Source organism: Kibdelosporangium banguiense (genome assembly GCF_017876405.1).
In the GTDB taxonomy this organism is placed as follows: Bacteria; Actinomycetota; Actinomycetes; order Mycobacteriales; family Pseudonocardiaceae; genus Kibdelosporangium; species Kibdelosporangium banguiense.
Window position 1 is genome coordinate 2,310,404 of sequence record NZ_JAGINW010000001.1, and the last position, 20,316, is coordinate 2,330,719.

At 67.3% G+C, this 20,316-nt stretch carries 21 protein-coding genes; 10 read left to right on the forward strand and 11 right to left on the reverse strand.

Translation table 11 applies throughout. The annotated features are described in order from the left end of the window. Positions 1–2: 2 nt before the first annotated feature. From gnd to dnaA, 3 genes are all read right to left on the reverse strand, one after another. Positions 3–884, reverse strand: coding sequence for a phosphogluconate dehydrogenase (NAD(+)-dependent, decarboxylating) (gene gnd / locus JOF56_RS11065; RefSeq protein WP_209636951.1), 882 nt, complete (start codon positions 882–884; stop codon positions 3–5). 23 nt (positions 885–907) lie between these two features. Further along, positions 908–2,050 carry a DNA polymerase III subunit beta gene (gene dnaN, locus JOF56_RS11070; RefSeq protein WP_209636953.1) on the reverse strand — a complete coding sequence of 381 codons (1,143 nt, stop codon included), beginning with the start codon at positions 2,048–2,050 and terminating at the stop codon, positions 908–910. A gap of 1,060 nt (positions 2,051–3,110) precedes the next feature. Then, the gene (dnaA, locus tag JOF56_RS11075) at positions 3,111–4,646 is read right to left on the reverse strand and encodes a chromosomal replication initiator protein DnaA (RefSeq protein WP_209636955.1); all 1,536 of its coding nucleotides are present in this window, start codon (positions 4,644–4,646) and stop codon (positions 3,111–3,113) included. A 506-nt stretch (positions 4,647–5,152) separates the two neighbouring features. Here dnaA and rpmH point away from each other — a divergent pair. From rpmH to JOF56_RS11120, 9 genes are all read left to right on the forward strand, one after another. Next, positions 5,153–5,296: a 50S ribosomal protein L34 gene (gene rpmH / locus JOF56_RS11080; RefSeq protein WP_209636957.1), complete on the forward strand. Its 144-nt coding sequence runs from the start codon at positions 5,153–5,155 to the stop codon at positions 5,294–5,296. Positions 5,297–5,312: 16 nt separating this feature from the next. Further along, on the forward strand, positions 5,313–5,702 hold the full coding sequence (gene rnpA, locus JOF56_RS11085; protein ID WP_209636959.1) for a ribonuclease P protein component: 390 nt from the start codon (positions 5,313–5,315) through the stop codon (positions 5,700–5,702). Further along, positions 5,699–6,028, forward strand: a complete 330-nt coding sequence (gene yidD / locus JOF56_RS11090; RefSeq protein WP_209636961.1) for a membrane protein insertion efficiency factor YidD — start codon at positions 5,699–5,701, stop codon at positions 6,026–6,028. Before rnpA ends, yidD begins: the two co-directional genes overlap by 4 nt. A 4-nt stretch (positions 6,029–6,032) precedes the next feature. Beyond that, on the forward strand, positions 6,033–7,115 hold the full coding sequence (yidC, locus tag JOF56_RS11095) for a membrane protein insertase YidC (RefSeq protein WP_209636963.1): 1,083 nt from the start codon (positions 6,033–6,035) through the stop codon (positions 7,113–7,115). After that, on the forward strand, positions 7,112–7,702 hold the full coding sequence (locus tag JOF56_RS11100) for a Jag family protein (protein ID WP_209636965.1): 591 nt from the start codon (positions 7,112–7,114) through the stop codon (positions 7,700–7,702). Before yidC ends, JOF56_RS11100 begins: the two co-directional genes overlap by 4 nt. Before the next feature lie 187 nt (positions 7,703–7,889). Further along, a complete protein-coding gene (rsmG, locus tag JOF56_RS11105; RefSeq protein WP_245378234.1) occupies positions 7,890–8,537 on the forward strand; it encodes a 16S rRNA (guanine(527)-N(7))-methyltransferase RsmG in 648 nt (215 codons plus the stop codon). A 63-nt stretch (positions 8,538–8,600) separates the two neighbouring features. Continuing rightward, the gene (locus JOF56_RS11110) at positions 8,601–9,503 is read left to right on the forward strand and encodes a ParA family protein (protein ID WP_372447859.1); all 903 of its coding nucleotides are present in this window, start codon (positions 8,601–8,603) and stop codon (positions 9,501–9,503) included. Beyond that, positions 9,500–10,495, forward strand: coding sequence for a ParB/RepB/Spo0J family partition protein (locus JOF56_RS11115; RefSeq protein WP_209636971.1), 996 nt, complete (start codon positions 9,500–9,502; stop codon positions 10,493–10,495). Before JOF56_RS11110 ends, JOF56_RS11115 begins: the two co-directional genes overlap by 4 nt. A 143-nt stretch (positions 10,496–10,638) precedes the next feature. Next, on the forward strand, positions 10,639–10,854 hold the full coding sequence (locus tag JOF56_RS11120; RefSeq protein ID WP_209636973.1) for a hypothetical protein: 216 nt from the start codon (positions 10,639–10,641) through the stop codon (positions 10,852–10,854). A 538-nt stretch (positions 10,855–11,392) separates the two neighbouring features. Here JOF56_RS11120 and JOF56_RS11125 read toward each other — a convergent pair. Next, the gene (locus JOF56_RS11125; protein ID WP_209636975.1) at positions 11,393–12,340 is read right to left on the reverse strand and encodes a D-alanine--D-alanine ligase family protein; all 948 of its coding nucleotides are present in this window, start codon (positions 12,338–12,340) and stop codon (positions 11,393–11,395) included. Between the two features lie 8 nt (positions 12,341–12,348). Further along, positions 12,349–13,677, reverse strand: coding sequence for an aminotransferase-like domain-containing protein (locus JOF56_RS11130; RefSeq protein WP_209636977.1), 1,329 nt, complete (start codon positions 13,675–13,677; stop codon positions 12,349–12,351). 152 nt (positions 13,678–13,829) lie between these two features. Between JOF56_RS11130 and JOF56_RS11135 the strand changes: the two genes are divergently transcribed. After that, a complete protein-coding gene (locus tag JOF56_RS11135; RefSeq protein WP_209636979.1) occupies positions 13,830–14,459 on the forward strand; it encodes a GNAT family N-acetyltransferase in 630 nt (209 codons plus the stop codon). Here JOF56_RS11135 and JOF56_RS11140 read toward each other — a convergent pair. The 6 genes from JOF56_RS11140 to JOF56_RS11165 all read right to left on the reverse strand — a co-directional run bounded on the left by JOF56_RS11140 (position 14,456) and on the right by JOF56_RS11165 (position 20,282). Continuing rightward, positions 14,456–15,583, reverse strand: coding sequence for an N-acetylmuramoyl-L-alanine amidase (locus JOF56_RS11140; protein WP_209636981.1), 1,128 nt, complete (start codon positions 15,581–15,583; stop codon positions 14,456–14,458). The genes JOF56_RS11135 and JOF56_RS11140 overlap by 4 nt on opposite strands. Before the next feature lie 210 nt (positions 15,584–15,793). Continuing rightward, complete coding sequence (gene trxA / locus JOF56_RS11145; protein WP_209636983.1) at positions 15,794–16,123, reverse strand: thioredoxin; 330 nt, start codon at positions 16,121–16,123, stop codon at positions 15,794–15,796. Between the two features lie 17 nt (positions 16,124–16,140). Then, positions 16,141–17,136, reverse strand: coding sequence for a thioredoxin-disulfide reductase (gene trxB, locus JOF56_RS11150; protein ID WP_209636984.1), 996 nt, complete (start codon positions 17,134–17,136; stop codon positions 16,141–16,143). A gap of 108 nt (positions 17,137–17,244) precedes the next feature. Next, positions 17,245–18,036 (reverse strand): RsmA family anti-sigma factor, encoded by a 792-nt coding sequence (locus JOF56_RS11155; protein WP_209636986.1) that lies wholly within the window; start codon positions 18,034–18,036, stop codon positions 17,245–17,247. Then, positions 18,033–18,659: an RNA polymerase sigma factor SigM gene (sigM, locus tag JOF56_RS11160; RefSeq protein ID WP_209636988.1), complete on the reverse strand. Its 627-nt coding sequence runs from the start codon at positions 18,657–18,659 to the stop codon at positions 18,033–18,035. Before sigM ends, JOF56_RS11155 begins: the two co-directional genes overlap by 4 nt. A 36-nt stretch (positions 18,660–18,695) precedes the next feature. Then, positions 18,696–20,282 (reverse strand): protein kinase family protein, encoded by a 1,587-nt coding sequence (locus JOF56_RS11165; protein WP_209636990.1) that lies wholly within the window; start codon positions 20,280–20,282, stop codon positions 18,696–18,698. Positions 20,283–20,316: the final 34 nt, after the last annotated feature.

Here is a 20,316-nt window from a genome sequence, read left to right on the forward strand (position 1 = left end):
CGTCAGGCTTTGTGCACGGCATGCCCGCCGAACTGCGCGCGCAGCGAGGCGACTGCCCGCATCGCCGGCGAATCCTCCTGGCGCGACGCGAACCTGGCGAACAACGCGGCGGAAATGACAGGCGCGGGAACGGCTTTGTCGATCGCCTCCGCCACAGTCCACCGGCCTTCGCCGGAGTCCTCGACGTAACCGCGCAGGTCGTCCAGCTCCGGATCCGAGTCGAGCGCACGCACGAGCAAGTCGAGCAACCACGACCGGACAACGGTTCCGCGCTGCCACGCCTTGATCACCGCGGGCACGTCTTGGACGATGTCGGCGGTGTCGAGCAGTTCGAAGCCTTCGGCGTACGCCTGCATCAAGCCGTACTCGATGCCGTTGTGCACCATCTTGGAATAGTGACCGGCGCCGATCGGGCCCGCGTGCGCGAAACCTTCCTCGCGCGGGCCTTCCGGACGCAGCGCGTCGAAGATCGGCATCAGCCGGTCGACGTCCTCTTTGGATCCGCCGACCATCAGGCCGTAGCCGTTCTCCAGACCCCACACGCCACCGGACACACCGACATCGAGGTAGTGGATCCCTCGCTCGGCCAGACCGGCGGCGTTGTGCTGGTCCTCGGTGTACTTGGAGTTGCCGCCGTCGATGACCACATCACCTTCGGACAGCAACTCGCCCAGTGCCTCAACGGTTTCCCGCGTCGGGTCGCCGGCCGGGACCATCACCCAGATCGCACGCGGCGCCGACAGCTTGCCGACCAGGTCGGCAAGCGAGTCGGAGTCGGTGACGTCCGGGTTGCGGTCGTAGCCGACCACTTCGTGACCGGCCTTGCGCAAACGTTCGCGCATGTTGAAACCCATTTTGCCGAGGCCGACGAGCCCGAGCTGCACGGTTTTCTCCCCTTGTGGACGCGCTAGCCCGGCAGGCGCACGGGCATGAGCAGGTACAGGTAACCGGCGACAACTTCGCCGTTGTCATCGACAGGCTTGATCAACGCGGGCCGGTTCGGCGTGGTGAACGACAACTCGGCGCGGGCGGTTTGCAGTGCGCCGAGACCGTCCTGCAGATAGCCCGGGTTGAACGCGATCGTCACCGACTCGCCGTCGAACTGCACCGGCAGCTCTTCCTCCGCCGACCCCTCGTCGTCGCCACCGGCCGACAGCTTGAGGCCGCCGGGGTGGAACTCAAGCCGCACCTGGGTTCCGCGCTCGGCCACGAGCGACACACGCTTGATGGCCTCGACGAGCGGACCGACTTCGATGATCGCGTTCGAAGTCTGCTCGGTCGGCAGAAGCTGGCGGTAGCGCGGGAACTCCGCATCGAGCAACCGAGTCGTCGTACGACGGCCGGTGCCGGCGAGACCCATCAGACCGTCACCCGACGCGAGTGCGAGCTCGACCGTCTTGCCTGCGGTGCCAAGCGACTTGGCCGCGTCGGCAAGCGTCTTCGCCGGAACAAGGACAGCGGCGTCTTCGACATCACCGGACGGCTTCCACGCGAACTCGCGCATCGCCAACCGGAATCGGTCGGTCGCCACGAGCGTCAACGTCTCGCCGTTGATCTCGACCCGGACACCGGTCAGCATCGGCAGCGTGTCGTCGCGGCCGGCCGCGATCGCGACCTGGGCGACCGCCTGGCCGAACACCTCGCCGGCGAGCTCACCCGCGTGCGGCGGCATCGGCGGCAGCTGCGGATAGTCCTCGACCGGCATCGTGGGCAGGCTGAACCTCGCGCTGCCACAAGTGATCGTGACGCGGGCGCCGTCGACCGAGATCTCGACCGGCTGGTTCGGCAGTGCCTTCGTGATGTCGGCGAGCAAACGCCCGGAGACCAGAGTGCGGCCGCCGTCGGCGATTGTCGCGGGCACTCCGACCGTGGCCGAGACCTCGTAGTCGAAGCCGGAGATCGTCAGTGCTTCGCCTTCGTCGCCCGGCTCGCCGGATCCTGCGTCCAGCAGCACGCCGCCGAGGACTGGGACAGGAGGCCTGGACGGGAGGCTGCGCGCGACCCAGGCGACGGCGTCGGCGAGACCGTCGCGCTCGACGCGGATCTTCATGGAGGTCCTTTCAGACTCGACCTGTTGATCCCCGGAGTGACTCACCTCGAGGTGCAGAGGCTCCAACCGTAGAGCGTGCCGGGCGGTCCCGTCATCCGGGGCTTGGCGCGTCGGGATTTGCCGCCGGCGAGTTGTCCTCAACCATCCACGGCCCCTGTTTCTTTTTTGGAGATCTCTTCAAGAGAGCAAAGCAGTGACAGTAATAAGGGCTGTGGGTTGTGTGGATGGCGCACGTCCGCGCTGGTCGAGCGCCGCGTCGGACTGTGGAAGACCACGGGACGTGATCGGTGGATAGACCCGATCGGCGGTGTACAACTCGCGGCGGCCTCAGATCCGTCCACACAAACCGGGAGTTGTCCACAGCTTCATCCCCAGATGTGGGTCGATCCATGCCCAGGCTCTGTGTATGGCCAGAAGTGACGGGAATCGCCCCCTTGGGTGATGGCGCGGCCCTGAAATCGGGCCTCCGACATGTTTCTGGGGCTGTGGACAACTCTCCACAGCCCCAGAAAACTTCCGGAATCCGCCGGTCGGGCCCCCGCATCGGCCCCTGATCATCGAGTCGCCCGCCACCCCACCCCGACCGACACGCGTCAACACCGGAACATTCACCCATCGGCATGAACCCGGTGCGAACGGCCCACTCGCACCGGCTCACCCGGCAAAACCCCTGCTCAGCCCCCTTCCCCCGACTAGAATTGAAGCCGGGGAGCCCCCACCCCCTTAGGGAGGGTGGGGGCTGTCTTTTTTTGGGGGCGGGTTGACTTGAAGGTTGGCGCGCTGGGCCTTAGGTGAGGCGCTGGCCCCTCGGGACGCAGGTGGGCGGCCAGGTGCGGGTTTTTTGGGTGGGTGGTTGGGCCGAGGACGCGCCGGAGAAAAGTTGTGGAGCCGATGGGGGCTGAGGCCTCTCAGGCGTGATCATGACAGGCCGGGGACCGGCGGGCGCATGCGGTCCCGTCGGTGGCGGAGTTTTTTGGTGGGGTGGTTGGGGCCAGACAGGGCCCTAGAAAACGGGGCGGTGGGCAGACCTGGGTAGGGGTCTGCCCACCGACTGGGTGCGTCAGCCGCGAGCGCGCTGTTTGATCCGGGAAGTGAGTTCCTGGACCTGGTCGTAGGTGCGGCGGCGCTCGGCCATCTCCTTGCGGATCTTTTTCTCGGCGTGCATGACCGTGGTGTGGTCGCGGCCGCCGAAGGTCTGGCCGATCTTGGGCAGCGACAGGTCTGTCAGCTCGCGGCACAGGTACATCGAGATCTGGCGGGACTGTGCCAGTGCCTTGGTCTTGCCGGGGCCGCAGAGGTCCTCGATCGTCACGCCGAAGAACTCCGCGGTCACCGCCATGATCTGGGAGGCGCTGATCTCCGGGACCTGGGAGTCCGGAATAAGGTCGCGCAGCACGATCTCGGCCAGGCCCAGATCCACCGGCTGCCGGTTGAGCGACGCGAAGGCGGTCACGCGGATCAGCGCGCCCTCGAGCTCGCGGATGTTGTGCTCGATCCGGGCGGCGATGAACTCCAGCACCTCGGCCGGCGCGTTCAGCCGGTCCTGGGCCGCCTTCTTGCGCAGAATCGCGATCCGGGTCTCCAGCTCCGGCGGCTGGATGTCGGTGATCAGGCCCCACTCGAACCGGGTGCGCAGCCGGTCTTCCAGCGTCTCCAGCCTTTTTGGCGGCCGGTCGGACGAGACCACGATCTGTTTGTTCGCGTTGTGCAGCGTGTTGAAGGTATGGAAGAACTCCTCCTGGGTTCCTTCCTTGCCTTCCAGGAACTGGATGTCGTCGACCAGCAGGATGTCGATGTCCCGGTACCTGCGCTGGAAGGCGACCTTGCGGTCGTCACGCAGCGAGTTGATGAAGTCGTTGGTGAACTCTTCGGTGGACACGTACCGCACCCGCATGCCGGGGAACAGTCGCTGGGCGTAGTGCCCGACCGCGTGCAACAGGTGGGTCTTGCCCAGCCCGGACTCTCCCCAGATAAACAGTGGGTTGTACGCGCGCGCCGGCGCCTCGGCCACGGCGACCGCGGCCGCGTGGGCGAAACGGTTCGACGCACCGATCACGAACGTGTCGAACGTGTACTTCTCGTTGAGTCGCGTCTTCGACGTCTGCGGCTGGGCCGGTGCGGTGAACGGCTGACCGACGGTGGACGGCTGCTTGCCGTTGAACGTGGGCCATACCTCGCGGGCGGCGGCGAGCGCCTCGCCCTCCTCGTCGACCTCGTCCCCGTCGGATTCCGCGATCTCCATATCGGCGATCGCGGTTACGAGGGGCGCGCTCACGCCGACCGGCTCGACCGGTGGGGGTGGCGGCATCACGTTGGCCGGCGGTGTCGGCGACCCGACGGTGTCCACTTTCACAGCAAGAGAGATCGTGCGGCCCAAGCGGCGGGACAACGCGTCGGTGATCGGCTCGCGCAGCGCGCGCTCGATCGCCTCCTTGGCGAAGTCGCTCGGCGCGGCCAGCAAGGCGGTGCCGTCCAGCAGTCCGATCGGCCGAGTCACCCGCATCCAGGCTTGCTGCTGGCGCGACAGAATCCCGGCCGAGAGCTCTCTGACAACCTGCTCCCAGACGAGACCAAAGTTGATCTGGTGCTCGGACACCTGGCGGGCTCCCCTCCCCTCGTACGTTTTGTGAATAGCGGGTCGTCGAGGCGAGCCGCCGCCCGAGGTCACCCGAACCCGAGGGCATCCACAGGGTTGTCCACAACTGTGCACGAAGATACGGCGAACCGCAGCGAAGCCCCTCTCGGTTCAACGTACCGAGTGGCGGGACGTGACACGGCGGGGCTCCCACTCCCCGTGTGACAAACCGGAAGCCGCACGCTAACAAGCGCCGCCCTTAGCCACAAGACGTGCCCGTTGCCAAGGCAAGGTAACACCCGGCGTGTCGCGTGAACGGGCCGGAAGGGTGACCCGGATTTGGCCGGGCACTGCGGGGTGCGTACCCTCGAAAGGTCTCCCGCTAGCGTCGGGTGTGTTCTGCGTGCCCATCCTATGGTCACTTTCGCAGAACGCCCAAGCACCACGCCGCGACCCGGGTCCACCGAGGGCCAACCTCCAGCTGGGGACACCGAGACCTTTAGATCAAGACCGGGAGAACGACAGCCGTGAGCAAGGGCAAGCGCACCTTCCAGCCGAACAACCGTCGTCGTGCCAGGACCCACGGGTTCCGGCTGCGGATGCGTACCCGTGCGGGCCGGGCGATCCTGTCGGCTCGTCGCCGCAAGGGCCGTTCCGAACTGTCGGCCTGACAGGCGGCACGGCATCGTGCTGCCCGCAACCGCCCGGCTCACACGCAGCGGCGACTTCGCCCAGGTGACCCGGCACGGTCGGCGCGCCGGGCGACCCCGGCTCGTTGTGCACGCGGTGCGGCAGCCGGAGCCGACAACTGAGACCCAGCTGACCCGGACGGGATCCCCCGTCCGGGTTGGCTTCGTTGTGAGCAAGGCAGTGGGTAACTCGGTCGTCCGGCACCGGGTTTCGCGCAGGCTGCGGCACGTGGTGGCGCAGCGGCTCGGAACTCTGACGGCCGGCAGCACGTTGGTCGTCCGGGCGCTCCCGGCGGCCGCCCACGCGTCGAGCGCCGAGCTCGGGATCGATTTCGACGCGGCCGTCCGGCGGCTCAAGCTGGTATCGGCCGACGGCGGTGCGGTGTGACTGACTCTGAAGAAGAACCGACTGGTGGCGCGCGGCGCCGGACCGGTCCGATCGCGTGGGTTCTGCTCCTGCCGATCCACGCCTACCGCAAGTGGATCTCGCCTGTCTTGCCGCCGACTTGCCGTTTCTATCCAAGCTGCAGCGCGTACGCCGTCGAGGCGTTGCAAGTGCACGGCGCCGTCAAAGGACTATGGCTCACCGTGCGCCGGCTAGCTCGCTGCGGCCCCTGGCACCCCGGGGGCATTGACCCCGTGCCACCCCGTCGTACCCGGCGCATGCCGACCGGGACGTTGACCCCGGCTCACCACAGTCCCGCCGAGGAGTAGCTCCGTGCTCGATTTCATCAACTACCCGGTGTCCTTCATCCTCTGGTGTTGGCACAAGGTCTTCGGGGCGGTCTTCGGTCCGTCCAGTGGCGTCGCCTGGGTGCTGGGGATCATCTTCCTGACGTTCACCGTACGCGCGATCCTGATCAAGCCGTTCATCAAGCAGGTTCGCTCCATGCGCAAGATGCAGGAGTTCGCGCCTGAGATCAAGAAGCTGCAGACGAAGTACAAGAACGACCGGCAGAAACTCGCCCAGGAGATGCAGAAGCTGCAGTCGCAGCACGGCGTCAACCCGCTCGGCGGCTGTCTGCCGATGCTGCTGCAGATCCCGGTGTTCTTCGGTCTGAACAACGTGCTGCGGGGCTTCCACCAGGGCGCCACCGGCAACTACTACTTCGGTGCGGACGAGGTCCAGTCCTACCTGCACGCGAACCTGTTCGGCGCCCGGCTGTCGAACTACATCGCGCAAGCCAGCCAGGAGATGACAAACCTCGGCGGCAACCTGCAGTCGGTCATCCTCGTCTCGGCGCCGTTGATGGTGATCGCCAGCATCGCGACGCACTTCACCGCCAAGCACAACGTGGCCCGGCAGAACCCGGCGACCGCCACCGCGCAGACCGGCATCATGAACAAGATCACCCTCTGGGTGTTCCCGCTCGGTGTGCTCGTGTTCGGTGCGTTCTTCCCGATCGGTCTGCTCGTCTACTGGCTGGGCAACAACGCCTGGACGCTCGGCCAGCAGCACCTGATCTACAAGAAGATCGACCGTGAGGAAGAAGAGAAGAAGGTCGCCGCGGTCGAGAAGCGCAACACGCTCGGCCCGAAGGTCGGCCAGAAGCCGACCCAGCCGAAGAAGCGCCCGGCGCAGCCGAAGCCGGCCACCGACCAGACCGACGCTGAGACCGGCACCGCGAAGCAGGACCCGGCGCCCACTGAGCGCAAGCAGGATCCGGTTCCCCGCAAGACCACCGCGCCGAAGCCAGGTGCGAAGCCGACTGCCAAGCCCGCCAACAACGGCGGCACCAAAGTCCCCGGTCTGAGTCCAGACCGATCCCGTAGCAAGAAGTCAGGCCGGAAGCGTCCATGACGTCATCCGTGGCCTGGAGAGGAGAGACCGTGACGGCAGCCGACACCGAACTCGGGGCGGAGAGCGCGCAGCCGGCCGTTGCTGACGCCGAGGAGAAGAGCGGACGGTCGGGCCCCAGCGGCGAGGAGTTGCTCGTTCAGGAAGGCGACATCGCCGGCGACTACCTGGAGCGCCTGCTCGACTTGCTGGACTTCGACGGCGACATCGACCTGGATGTCGAAGCCGGTCGGGCGATTGTCAGCATCGACGGCGGTGACGATCTGGAGAAACTGGTCGGCCCGCGGGGCAACGCCCTCGAGGCGCTGCAGGAGCTGACCCGGCTTGCCGTCCAGCAGGAGACCGGCGTGCGCAGCCGGCTGATGCTGGACATCGCGGGCTGGCGGGCCGAGCGCCGCGAGGAGCTTCGCGACCTTGGCAAGGCGAGCGCCGAGAAGGTCCTCAGCACCGGCGAGAAGGTCCGGCTGCAGCCGATGACCCCGTTCGAGCGGAAGGTCGTGCACGACTCGGTGGCCGAGATCGATGGCGTGCACAGCGAGAGCGAAGGCGACGATCCTCGTCGGCGAGTGGTGATTTTCCCGAAGCCCTGACACTTTTGAGTGACTTGGAACGCGGTCCGTCGATTAAGACGGGCCGCGTTCTTTTTTTGCGCCGCGCATGTGAGATCCTGATTCGGTCCCCGCGCGGCGCGTGTTTCACGTGAAACTGCCACTGAGTTGCGGTGAGTCGGCGGGGCTGACAGTCATCACGTTTCACGTGGAACATCGGATGGAGTTCATGACCGAGGTGGTGTCGAAGGCGTTCGGAGCCGGTTCGGACCGAGCGACCCGGTTTGCGGAACTGCTGGCGGTCCATGGCGTCGAGCGAGGGCTGATCGGTCCTCGCGAGGTCGACCGGCTCTGGGATCGGCACCTGCTGAACTCGGTGGCGATCGCCGAGTGCGTGCCCGAGGGAGCGTCGATTGTCGACGTCGGCTCCGGCGCGGGACTGCCGGGTATCCCGTTGGCGATCGCCCGGCCGGACCTGAAGGTCGTGTTGCTGGAGCCGATGGCGCGCCGGGTGGCGTGGCTCGAGGAGGTCGTGGCGAAGCTCGACCTCAATGTCACGGTCGTCCGTGGTCGCGCGGAAGAGAAGCCCATCCGGCAGCAGTTGGCGAACCGGGACGTGGTGACCGCGCGAGCGGTGGCGCCGCTCGGCAAGCTCGCTGGCTGGTGCCTCCCGCTGCTGAAGACCGGTGGCCGGTTGATCGCGCTGAAGGGATCGAGCGCCGCCGAGGAGATCGAACGAGACTGGGACGAGATCGCCCGCTTCGGCGGCGTCGACCCGGAAGTGCAGACGTGTGGTCGCGAGTTGCTGGCCGAGCCGACGACGGTGGTCGTTGTGCGGCGCGCCGAGCCGACTGGCCGCAACCGGAAGCGACGATGAGGAAGGATTGGACCGAGGCATGTTCCACGTGAAACTTGAGACGGTGCCGTGGGCGCCGAGGAGGTGCAGTCACCCGTGAGTCACCCCACTCCGGCCGGCGAAGTCAGCTGGACGCCGATCGCTGAGGAAGCTGAGCGTGCAGCGAAGCTCCTCCACCCCGAGACCAAGTTTCCCAAGCCGGCACATCGTCGTGTGTTCACCATCGCCAACCAGAAGGGTGGCGTCGGCAAGACGACGAGCGCGGTGAACCTGGCCGCCGGTCTGGCGATGCACGGGCTGAAAGTGCTCGTGATCGACCTTGACCCGCAGGGCAACGCGAGCACCGCGCTGGCGATCGAGCACCGGTCCGGCACCCCCTCGATCTACGAGGTGTTGCTCGGCGAGGTCTCGCTGCGCGACGCGGCTCAGGTCAGCGACCAGTCTCCGAACCTCTACTGCGTGCCGGCGACCATCGACCTCGCCGGTGCCGAGATCGAACTCGTGGAGATGCACGGCCGGGAGACCCGGCTCCGTGCGGCGCTGACCGACCAGGCGCTCGACGAGATCGGTCCGGACTACGTCTTCATCGACTGCCCGCCGTCGCTCGGCCTGCTCACGGTGAACGCGATGGTCGCCGCGCAGGAAGTGCTGATTCCGATCCAGTGCGAGTACTACGCACTGGAAGGTCTGAGCCAGCTGCTGAAGAACGTGGAGCTCGTTCAGAAGCACCTGAACCCGGAGCTTGACCTGTCCACGATCCTGCTGACGATGTACGACGGTCGGACCAAGCTCGCCGACCAGGTGAGTGCCGAGGTGCGGTCGCACTTCGGCGACGTGGTCCTGCAGACCGTCATCCCCCGCAATGTGAAGGTCTCCGAAGCGCCCAGCTTCGGCCAGACCGTGTTGTCGTACGACCCGGGTTCACGGGGAGCGATGAGCTACCTCGACGCGTCCCGCGAGATCGCTGAGCGGGGTGCCGCACGATGAGCAAGCCGGAAGCAGCACCTCCGGTTCGCAAGGGCGGCCTCGGCCGCGGCCTGGCCGCCCTGATCCCGCAAGGTCCCGCCGACGACGCGACCCCGGCTCCGCCGAAGCGCCCGATCCCCCAGCGCGGCGGGCCCGCACCGGTCGAGCCCGCAGGTGAAGTCGCGGGTGCGGTCTACCGCGAGATCCCCACCTCCGCGATCAAGCCGAACCCCAAGCAGCCGCGTCAGGTCTTCGACGAAGAGGCACTCGCCGAGCTGGAGCACTCGATCCGCGAGTTCGGCCTGATGCAGCCGATCGTGGTCCGGGACCTCGGTGGCGGCTCGTACGAACTGGTGATGGGTGAGCGTCGGCTGCGTGCTTCGCAGCAGGCCGAGCTGGAGAAGATCCCGGCGATCGTCCGGCAGACGGCGGACGACGCCATGCTGCGCGACGCACTGCTGGAGAACATCCACCGCGTTCAGCTCAACCCGCTCGAAGAGGCCGCGGCGTACCAGCAGCTGCTCGATGAGTTCGAGGTGACGCACGAGGAACTGGCCAGCCGGATCGGTCGCAGTCGGCCGGTCATCACGAACACCATCCGACTGCTGAAGCTCCCCCTGGCAGTCCAGCGCCGAGTCGCCGCCGGCGTGCTGTCGGCCGGACATGCCCGGGCTCTGCTTGGTCTGGAACGGGCCGAGGCACAGGAAGAGCTCGCGATTCGGATCGTCGCCGAGGGCATGTCAGTGCGTGCGACGGAGGAAGCGGTCACGCTCGCGAAGAACGAGCCGGACGCCAAGCCGAAGGCCGCACCGCAACGCAAGCCGATGCACGCCCCCGGTCTTCAGGATCTGGCCGAGCGTCTCTCCGACCGCTTCGACACCCGGGTGAAGGTCGAACTCGGACAGCGAAAGGGCCGAATCGTCGTCGAGTTCGGCTCGGTGGACGATCTTGAACGCATCGTCGAGCTGATGAACCAAAATGGGACAAAACGGTCGTTGCAGGGGGACGTATAACCACCCCAGGTCATTACGTCACGGTGACGAACCCGGTTTGTCCGTTTTAAAAGAGGGTGCCGACCGAGCTCCGGCTCGGTCGCCCAACTCACGTCAAAGCCTCGGCACCCGCCGGGGCTTGCTTGCAAGTTGATCAGTTTCACGTGAATCATCGTCCCGAGCCGACCGAGCCGACCGAGCCGACCGAGCCGACCGAGCCGACCGAGCCGACCGAGCCGACCGAGCCGACCGAGCCGACCGAGCCGACCGAGCCGACCGAGCCGACCGAGCCGACCGAGCCGACCGATAGGCCTGCGCGTGCGCCCGGCATCAGTGGTGTCGGCGACGACACAGCCAGGGCCCGACTACTCAGAAAGTGATGACGCTCTTCTCCGGAAGGCCATTGCGACTCGCCCTGGCAGACGCGCATCAGAGTCGGGTTCGAGGGCCTTCGACTTCGGACTCAGGCGACGATGGTCGGTTGCCAGTCGCGCCAAAGCCCGACATCGATGCCTCCCCTGTCAAACCAAGGTACCGATGGGGTCCGACAAAAATGATCGGTTGAAGTGAGATCCGGCCCAAGTCGGAGCGATGTCAATCTGTGGGTGTGAGCCCTACGCCAGCCGGGGATGTCCTTCCGCGAACCAAGGCTCAACACAGACTTGCCCGTGGCCCGAGACCGACGATCCGCGTTCACCCCGAAAGACCGTCAAGCACAACAAAGAGCCGACCCAAGAATGATCGACTTCGACGAAACCTGCCGCCATAAGAAAAAGACATGCCCCCACCCACCACTGGGGGGGGCGGCCCTGTTCCAGTCTACAAGGGATGGGGGTTGAGCAGGGGTTTTCAAGGGTGAAGCTGGGGCGAGTGGGCCGTTCGTACGGGATTCACTCTGATGGGGGAGGGAGAGGGCGGTCAGGAGCGGGTGAGGGCGCGGTCGATCAGTTCGGCGTAGATCTCGCCGAGGGATTTTCCGGCTGCTTCGGTTGCCATGGGGAGCAGGGAGGTTTCGGTGAGGCCTGGGGAGACGTTGACCTCGAGGAAGTGGATGTCGCCGGTTGGGGTTATCACCGCGTCGGTGCGGGAGACGTCGCGGAGGCCGAGGAGGCGGTGGGCGGAGACCGCGAGGTCTGCGACGCCCTGGGCGGCCGCTGGGGTGAGGCGGGCCGGGGCGTGGAAGTTGGTCAGGCCGGCTGTGTAGCGGCTTGTGTAGTCGTAGACGCCGCCCTCGGGGATGATCTCGACCGCGGGCAGGGCTTCGGGGCCGTGGGCTCCGTCGATCACGGTGACGGCTACTTCGGTGCCTTCGATGAATTGCTCTGCCAGCACTGTGTCGCCGTAGGCGAGGCAGCCGACCATTGCGGCGGGCAGGTCTGCGGCGTCGCGGACTACTTGGGCGCCTAGGGCTGAGCCGCCTTGGTCGGGTTTGAGCATCAGGGGCAGGCCGAGGCGGGCCACCATTGCGTCGAGCACTGCCTGGGCGCCTAGTTCGCGGAATGTGCTGTGTGGCAGGACGACCCAGTCTGGGGTGAGCAGGCCGGAGCGGGACAGTTCGGCTTTCGCGGTCGGTTTGTCCCAGGCTCGGCGGCAGGCGTGCGAGTCGGCCCCTACAAAGGGGAGGCCGAGCATTTCCAGGACCGTTTGGATTGAGCCGTTTTCGCCTTCGCCGCCGTGCAGTGCTATCACGACCGCGTCCGGTTTCTGGGTGCTCAGCTTTGTCAGCAGGGTTCCGTCGGTGTCCCATTCGTCGACGGTCAGGCCGACTGCCCGTAGCGCTGTGGACAGGCGACGGCCTGACCGCAGCGAGACATCACGCTCATGCGACAAACCGCCGGACAGTACGGCAACCGTTCGATCGGACACGGGCGGGATTATGCCGTGTCCGGGCTTGGGGTCTGCGGTCCGGACGTGATCCGCCGCGCCGCCGGCCCGAATGTCCGGTACAGCTCCAGCTCCTGCTCGAGCACTACCGCGAGCCGTCGGACGCCTTCCCTGATCCGCTCGGGTGTCGGGTAGCAGAACGACAGCCGCATTTGGCGTGTGCCGAAACGATCGGCGTAGAAGCCGGTGCCCGGTACGTACGCGACGCGGGCGGTGACTGCGCGGGGCTGCATTGCTTTGGTGTCAATGCCTTCCGGCACGGTCATCCAGACGAAGAAGCCGCCTTCGGGCTTTGTCCACGTGCACCCGGCCGGCATGTGCTGCTCAAGACCGCTCAGCAGGGCGTCCCGGCGTTCCCGGTACATCTGCTGGAACGACTTGATCTGGCCTTTCCAGTCGTGCGTGGCCATGTAGCGCGAGACGATCATCTGGTTCAGCGTGGGCGGGCACAGGGCCGCTGCCTCCGCCGCCAAGACGAGCTTTTCGCGGACCGCGTGCGGCGCGAGCGCCCAGCCGACTCGCAGGCCAGAGGCGAAGGTCTTGGAAAACGACCCGAGGTAGATCACGTTGTCGGGGTCCATCGACCGCAGCGCCGGGTAGGTCTGTCCGTCGAAGCCCAGCAGCCCGTACGGGTTGTCCTCGATCACCAGCACGCCTGCCTGGCGGCAGATCTCGAGAATTTCTGCCCGACGGGACACCGCCAGCGTGACGCCGGCCGGGTTGTGGAAGTTCGGGATCGTGTAGAGGAACTTGACCCGCTGACCTTGGGAAGCGGCCGCCGCAAGCGCTTGCCTCAGGGCGTCCGGGACCAGTCCTTCACTGTCCATTTCCACGTGGACGACCTGCGCCTGGTACGAGGCGAACGTACCCAAGGCACCCACGTAGGACGGGCCCTCGGCGATCACGACGTCGCCTGGGTCGCAGAAGATCCGGGTGACGATGTCGAGCGCCATCTGCGAGCCGACCGTGACCACGATGTCGTCCGGGTGCCCGGAGACGCCTTCCAGTGCCATCACGTCACAGATCTGCTCACGCAGGGCCGGAACGCCGTGCGCCGAGCCGTACTGCAGGGCGACCAGGCCTTCGCCGGTGATCAGGCCGGCGACCTCGCCGGCGATCGAGTCCAGGGGCAGCGCCGCCAGGTTCGGCATGCCGCCTGCCAGCGACACCACCTCGGGCCTGCTGGCCACCGCGAAGAGTGCGCGCACTTCGGATGCCGTCATACCGGCCGCTCGCGCTGCGTAACGCCGCAGGTGCGGATCGAGATTCTGGCCGGTAGAAGGCTTGAGTAGATTGCCCTCTGGTTCCTCCGAGTGCATACGCCACCTCGTTCGTCAGTCAAGCGAGTGTAACTCTGGCCTCTATCAGGTCGTTCACCTTCCGGCACTTGTCACATCCCCCTATCCTGAACACCGGGCCTGTGGTTACTCGCGTGCCCGGATACGTTTCCATCGGCGCAGCGGGAGGTTGGGTGTCGCGACGCGTCGTCGGCATCACGCTGGACAACCTGGACCACCTCCCCAAGCACTCCCGGGGCTGTGTGTTCTGGGAACTGGCCCCGCACCTCAAGGAGCAGGCCGAGGCGTTCGGTGAGACCGAGATCGAGAAAGAGGCCTGGGTCTCCAGCGTGCTGCTGGAATGGGGTTCCTGCGGCCGGTTGGTCTACTCCGACAAGCTCCCGGTGGGATTCGTCCTCTACGCCCCGCCCAGCGCTGTCCCGCGCTCGCTGGCCTTCCCCACGTCCCCGGTCAGCCCGGACGCCGTGATGCTGACCGGCTTCTACGTGCTGCCGGAGTTCCGTGGCGGCGGGCTGGGCCGGATGCTCGTCCAGGCGGTCGCGAAAGACCTCACCAGGCGTGGCGTCAAGGCTGTCGAGGCCTTCGGCGACGCCAAGCCGGATGACGAAGAGCAGTGCTGTGTCGTGCCGTCGGAGTTCCTGGCGTGCGTCGGCTTCAAGACTGTCCGGCCGCACGCCCGGTGGCCGCGGCTGCGCCTGGAACTGCGCAGCGCGATCACCTGGAAGGAAGACGTGGAAGCTGCGCTGGAGCGCCTGCTGGGGACGGTCTCGGTGACCACCGCCAGCCCGGTCTACCAGCGCTAGTTCTTCGCGAGCTCGTGGCGCATCAGGTCGGCGAAGGTGAACGTGCCGGTCGGCTGGTCGTTCTCGCCCAGCAGGTACAGGCGCTTGACCGACACGAGAATGCCCTCGGCGATCAGGTCGCGGAAGGACGGGTCGGCAAGCCGGGAGCGGTCGCCCGCGTTGCTCAGGTAGCCGATCTCCATCCGGACCGCAGGGCACCTGGTCAGCCGCAGTGAATCCCAGGTCTTGGCGTGGGTACGGCAGTCGCGCATGCCGGTACGGGTGGTCAGCTCACGCTGGATGAACCCGGCGAGCGCCTCACCCAGGGTGGACGTGCCGAAGTGGAAGGTCGCCAGCCCGGAGGCGTGCGGCGAGGCGTTCTTGTCGCAGTGCAGGGACAGGAAGACGTCGCTGCCTGCCTCGTTGGCGAAGTGGGCCCGTTCGGCCTCGGTGGGGCACTGGTCCGGGCCACGCGACAGCATGGCCTCCATCCCGGTGGCGACCATCCGGCCTTCCAACCGTCTGGCCAGATCCCACATCAAGTCGGATTCACGGATGCCGTCGACGAATACGCCGGTGTCGGCGCCGCCGTGGCCCGGGTCGATCACGATCCGCTTGCCACGCAGCCGGGGGCCGGCGTTACGTACCTGCTCCTGTTCGCGCAGCAGCACGGGCCGTCCGCCCATGGCGCGCGGGGACAGCCGACCGAACGCACGGACCGTCTCGGTGCCGCACATACCGTCCACGGTCAGGCCGTAGTCACGCTGGAAGTCGCGTAGCGCGTGCTCGGTCTGCGGGCCGAACACACCGTTGGGGCGCCCGGCGTTGTAGCCGAGCTGGAGCAGGCGCTCCTGGAGTTCGAGGACGTCGTCGCCGCTGACCGGCGCGGACACCATGTAGGCGAGCGGACGGCCGCCGAGGCGGTACGTCGCGTCGCGCAGGGCCTGGTAGGTCGCCTGCCCGACGACACCGTCGGTGATCAGGCCGCGCTGTTGCTGGAACGCTCGGACAGCCTGCTCGACGTGCAGGTCGTACACAGCCGGGTCACCCGATCCGTTGGCCGAAGGCAACAGGCCCAGGCCGGCCAGTGTGGCCCGCACTTCGGCTACGGCCGGTCCGGCGTCACCGGGGCGGAGTTCCCGCATGCACCCCTCGCTCAGGTTGGAAAACAGACGATGTCAGCTTGTGCTGCCCGCTCATTGTGCCCTGCCCGGAGAGGTACCCCGCGCAGGGTCACTTCGCGCGTCCGGCTCGTCACCGGACACCTGAAAATAGTGTGATGCATGACACGACCCGGGGCCGGTCGACTCACCAGGAGTAGACGTGCGGACCCCGGGTCGAGGTTGCCTGGGAACTCAGCCGACGTAGTCGGCGAGGTCGTTGAGCAGCGCTGCCTTGGGCTTGGCGCCGACGATCTGCTTGACCGGCCGGCCACCCTGGAAAACGATCATGGTGGGCACGGACATGATCTGGTAGTCCCGGGCGATGCCGGGGTTCGCGTCGATGTCCAGCTTGGCCACGGTGATCTTCTCGGCGTGCTCGGAGGCGATCTCCTCGAGCACCGGAGCGACCATGCGGCACGGACCACACCAGGTCGCCCAGAAGTCGACCAGCACGGGCTTGTCGCTCTGCAGGACGTCCTCGGTGAAAGACTTGTCAGTAACGGTGACGGTGTTGCCGCTCACGCTCTCTCCTATATGTGTCAGGTGTTGGCCGGGGCGTAACCGCCGCCGACGAGTTCCGGGGCCTTGGCTGCGTGCTCCTCGCCGTGCTCGGCGAGCCAGCGCTCCGCGTCGATGGCCGCCGCGCACCCGGAGCCGGCCGCGGTGATGGCCTGCCGGTAGGTGCGGTCGACCAGGTCGCCCGCGGCGAAGACACCGTCCAGGTTCGTGTACGTGCTCTGCCCCTTGACCTGCACGTACCCTTCCTCGTCGGTCTCCACCTGGCCGTTGACCAGGGCACTGCGTGGGTCGTGACCGATGGCCATGAACACGCCCGTGGCGGCCACGTCCTCGGTCTCACCCGTCCGGGTGTCGCGCAGCCGGGCGCCGGAGACCTTGCCGTCGCCGAGCACCTCGACCAGTTCGGAGTTCAGCCGCCACTTGATCTTCTCGTTCGCCCTCGCGCGTTCGAGCATGATCTTGGAGGCGCGGAACTCCTCGCGGCGGTGCACGATCGTCACGGACTTCGCGAACTTGGTGAGGAACGTGGCCTCCTCCATCGCGGAGTCGCCGCCGCCGACGACCAGGATGTCGTGGTCACGGAAGAAGAAGCCGTCACAGGTCGCACACGCCGACACGCCCCGCCCGAGCAGCTCCTGCTCGCCAGGAACGTGCAGATAGCGCGCTGCGGCACCCATGGCCAGCACAACGGCCTTCGCCGCGTACCGGACGCCGTTCGCCGTGACGTACTTGGTCTCGCCGGTCAGCTCGACCTCTTCGACGTCCTCGGTGCGCAGCTCGGCACCGAACCGCTCGGCCTGCTCACGCATCTGCGCCATCAGGTCGGGACCCATGATCCCGTCGCGGAAGCCCGGGTAGTTCTCGACCTCGGTGGTCGTCATCAGGGCGCCGCCGAACTGCGAACCCTCGAAGATCAGCGGAGACAGCTGCGCGCGCGCCGCGTACACCGCGGCGGTGTACCCCGCCGGGCCTGAACCGATGATGATCAGGTTGCGGACCTCGTCTTGCGCGGTCATCTGCCCTCCGTCTTTTCCCGCCAGTGACACTTTGGTCAACCGATCGTAGGTGCTGGTTGTTCCGCACCGGTCGGGTGACCGCGAGCACTGCGGGGAACGACGAAGGCGCTACCTGACCCCGCCCCTGTTGGCCAGGGTCGACGGGTTGCCGGGACCGCAGTCCGGGCCGACCGCGAGCAGCCGGAACTCCCCCGCGCCGGAGGAGAGCACGAGGAGTGTCCCCTGCTTGCCGTCGACGGTCACCTGCTTGCCGCCGATCGGCTCGGCCGTCGGCGACAGTCCGTTCGCCGCCAGGCAGGCGCTCAGCTTCTGCTTGTCGGCGAACGGTCCGTAGTCGTTCTGGTTACGGGCCGCCTGCAGCTGGTCCTTGCCGATCTGCTCGGCCTTGAAGGTCAACGGCCCCTGGGCGGCGACGTCACCGGCACTTCCACCGTTGCCAGGCAGCACGGCGAAGGCGATCCCGGCCGCAGCAGCAGCCGCGGCGAAGATCCCGACGCCGATGCCCATCTTGCGGTTACGGCGTTTCCGGGCTTCGGCAAGGTCTGTCACCGGCGCGGGCTGCCCCGGCGGACTACCGGGCGCTGCGCCGGCGAACTGAGGCTCACGTTGCTGCTGTTGCGGCACGAACGACTGCGCGCGGGCCTGCGACTCGGCTGCGATCGCCGCGTCGAGCCGGGCGGCGAAATGCGCGGGCATCGGCGGCGCGGGTGCGTGGGCGAACTCGCGCAGATCGGCCTCGGTCGCCTCCAGGGCGGCCAGGATCTCCTGGGCCTCGGGGTCCGCGTCGACCAGACGCCGCAGATCACTGGCCTGCTGAGGGTCGAGCACACCGGCCTGGAGATCGGCGAGCAGGTCGACCGACCAGGGCGGGCCGCTGCTGTCCCGTCCAATGCCCGTCATGTCCCCTCCCACTGACGCCGTGGACGCCCATCGCGCTTTTCGCTTGCGTCACCTGGGACGTTCGCATCAGCAATCGGGTTCCGCAGGTGTCCGAGAACTTTGGCGAGCTTGGCGCGGCCCCTGGCACAACGGCTTTTCACCGTGCCCTCGGCGATCCCCAGCATCTGCGCGGTCTCGGCCACCGAATAGCCCTCGACGTCCACGAGCAGGATCGGCACGCGCTGTTCGTCGGAGAGGTCGGCGAGCGCGTTCTTCACGACCAAACTGGTCTCTCTTTCCGACATCGCGTCGCCGGGCGTGACCGGCTCACCGGGGCCGGTCTCCGGCAACGGGACAGTGGGGCGCGCCTGACGGCGCCGGACACGGTCCAGGCACGCGTTCACCACGATCCGATGCAGCCACGTGGTCACCTGCGACTCGGCCCGGAACGAGCCGGCCGCGCGGAAGGCCGAGATGAAGGCCTCCTGCAGGGCGTCCGCTGCTTCCTCCGGATCGCGCAGGGTACGCAACGCGACCGCCCACATGCGGTCACGGTGACGGCGGACAAGTTCTGCGAACGCGTGTGGATCCCCGGCGGCATGGGACGCGATCAGAGCGGCGTCCGAGCTTGCTGCGGCGGTCACGCGTGACAGCGTATCGGCCTGTCACGGCCGTACTTTCTACTGGGCGCGCTGGAACTCGATGTCCCGGATCTGGGTGGTGTTCGCGTTCTCCGTGCCGCCCAGCTTGGTCATCCACACCAGCACGTACTGGGTCGGTTCGCTCGCGGCGAGCGCGATCTCGGTCTTGCCGTCACCCAGGGTGGCGTTGCCGATCACCTTGGTCTCTTCGAGTTTGGCTGTCGCCGACGGGGCGGACCGGATCTCCACGACCGTGCCCTCACTCGGCGAGTCGATCGTGACCATGGCCATCTTGGTGGCCTCGTCGAAGGTCGCCATCACGCCGATACCCGGTTTGACCGCGGGGAACGGCTTCCTGTAGGTCGCGGTGTTCCAGACCGTCTTCGGGTTGCCGTCCAGGATCCGGCTGATGTTGCGCGCGTTGTCCTTGTCGCCCTTGACCGCGTAGACGGCTGCCTTGCCGGGCTCGATCGGACCGGCCGGCTTGGGTGCGGGTGGCGGGTTGGCCTGCGGCTGGTTGCCGCCGTTGTTGGCGCTGCTTGGCGGGGGCGGTGCCGTCGACACTGTTTGCGCGACGGGCACGGTGTCGCTGCCGAAGAAGCTGATCAACTGCATGCCAACCCATGCGAGCACGCCGACGGTCGCGACGGTCAGTGCTGTCACGCCGATGGCCAGCTTGCGGCGCCTACCGTCGTCCTGGGCCGGGCGGCGGGTGGTCCAGATCGTGTCCTCGTCGGCCAGGCGGTTGCCGCCGGACATGACCGGGTTCAGCAGGTCGGTCTGCTCGTCGATCTCAGCGCGCTGGGCGGAGGACGCGAGCATCCCGAGAACGGCGGAACTGGTCCGGATCCCGCCCGCGATGCTGCGGACGGCGAGTTCTGCCAGCTCGTCAGGCACGTCCTGACGCAGCTGGTTCGGCGAGACGGGGGCGCCCGACGGGTCCCGCGGCGCCAGGAGGATGCCCTGCGGGCCGCCCGGCAGCGCCCAGCGACCGGTCAGCAGCAGGTACAGGATCGCGCCGAGGCCCCTGACGTCGTCCTGGAGCGACGACTGCGGCAGCGGACCGGGAAACGCCAGACGCAACGCGCCGTCCGGGCCGACCCGGACACGCTGTGGATGATCCACGCCGAGCACCAGGCCGGTGTGGTGAGCCTGCTCGACCGCGATGGCCAACGGCTCGAGCAGCCGGGCCGCCGTGCCCGCGGGCAGCGGGTGCTCAGCGACCAAGTCGATCAGGTCCGTGCCCTGCGCCCAGTCGGCGACGATCACACCGAGCACGCCTTCGCTCGGGTCGATGCCGCTGCCGACGCCGAGAACGTCCAGCACACGCGAGACCGTCGGGTTCATGAACCGGGCCGCATGCGCGGCGCGCTCCAACGTCCGGCGAGCCGCGACCGTCGCATTGCGGTCAGCCGGATCACCGACGAGCACAGTCAGGGCCACATCACGACGCAACTGGCCGTCACGAGCGCGCCATAGATGCGCGTTGCCGCGTACGTCCATACCGAATGGGGCGAGCAGACGGTATCGACCATCGCCAATGACCCCGCCCGCAAGCAGGTCGCCACCTGTCGCGCGGACACTTCGGTCCGCGTCGCCGGTGTAGTCGGTTCGTCTGGTCGTCACCGCACTCTCCCGTCTGACGCGCCACCCATCCCCG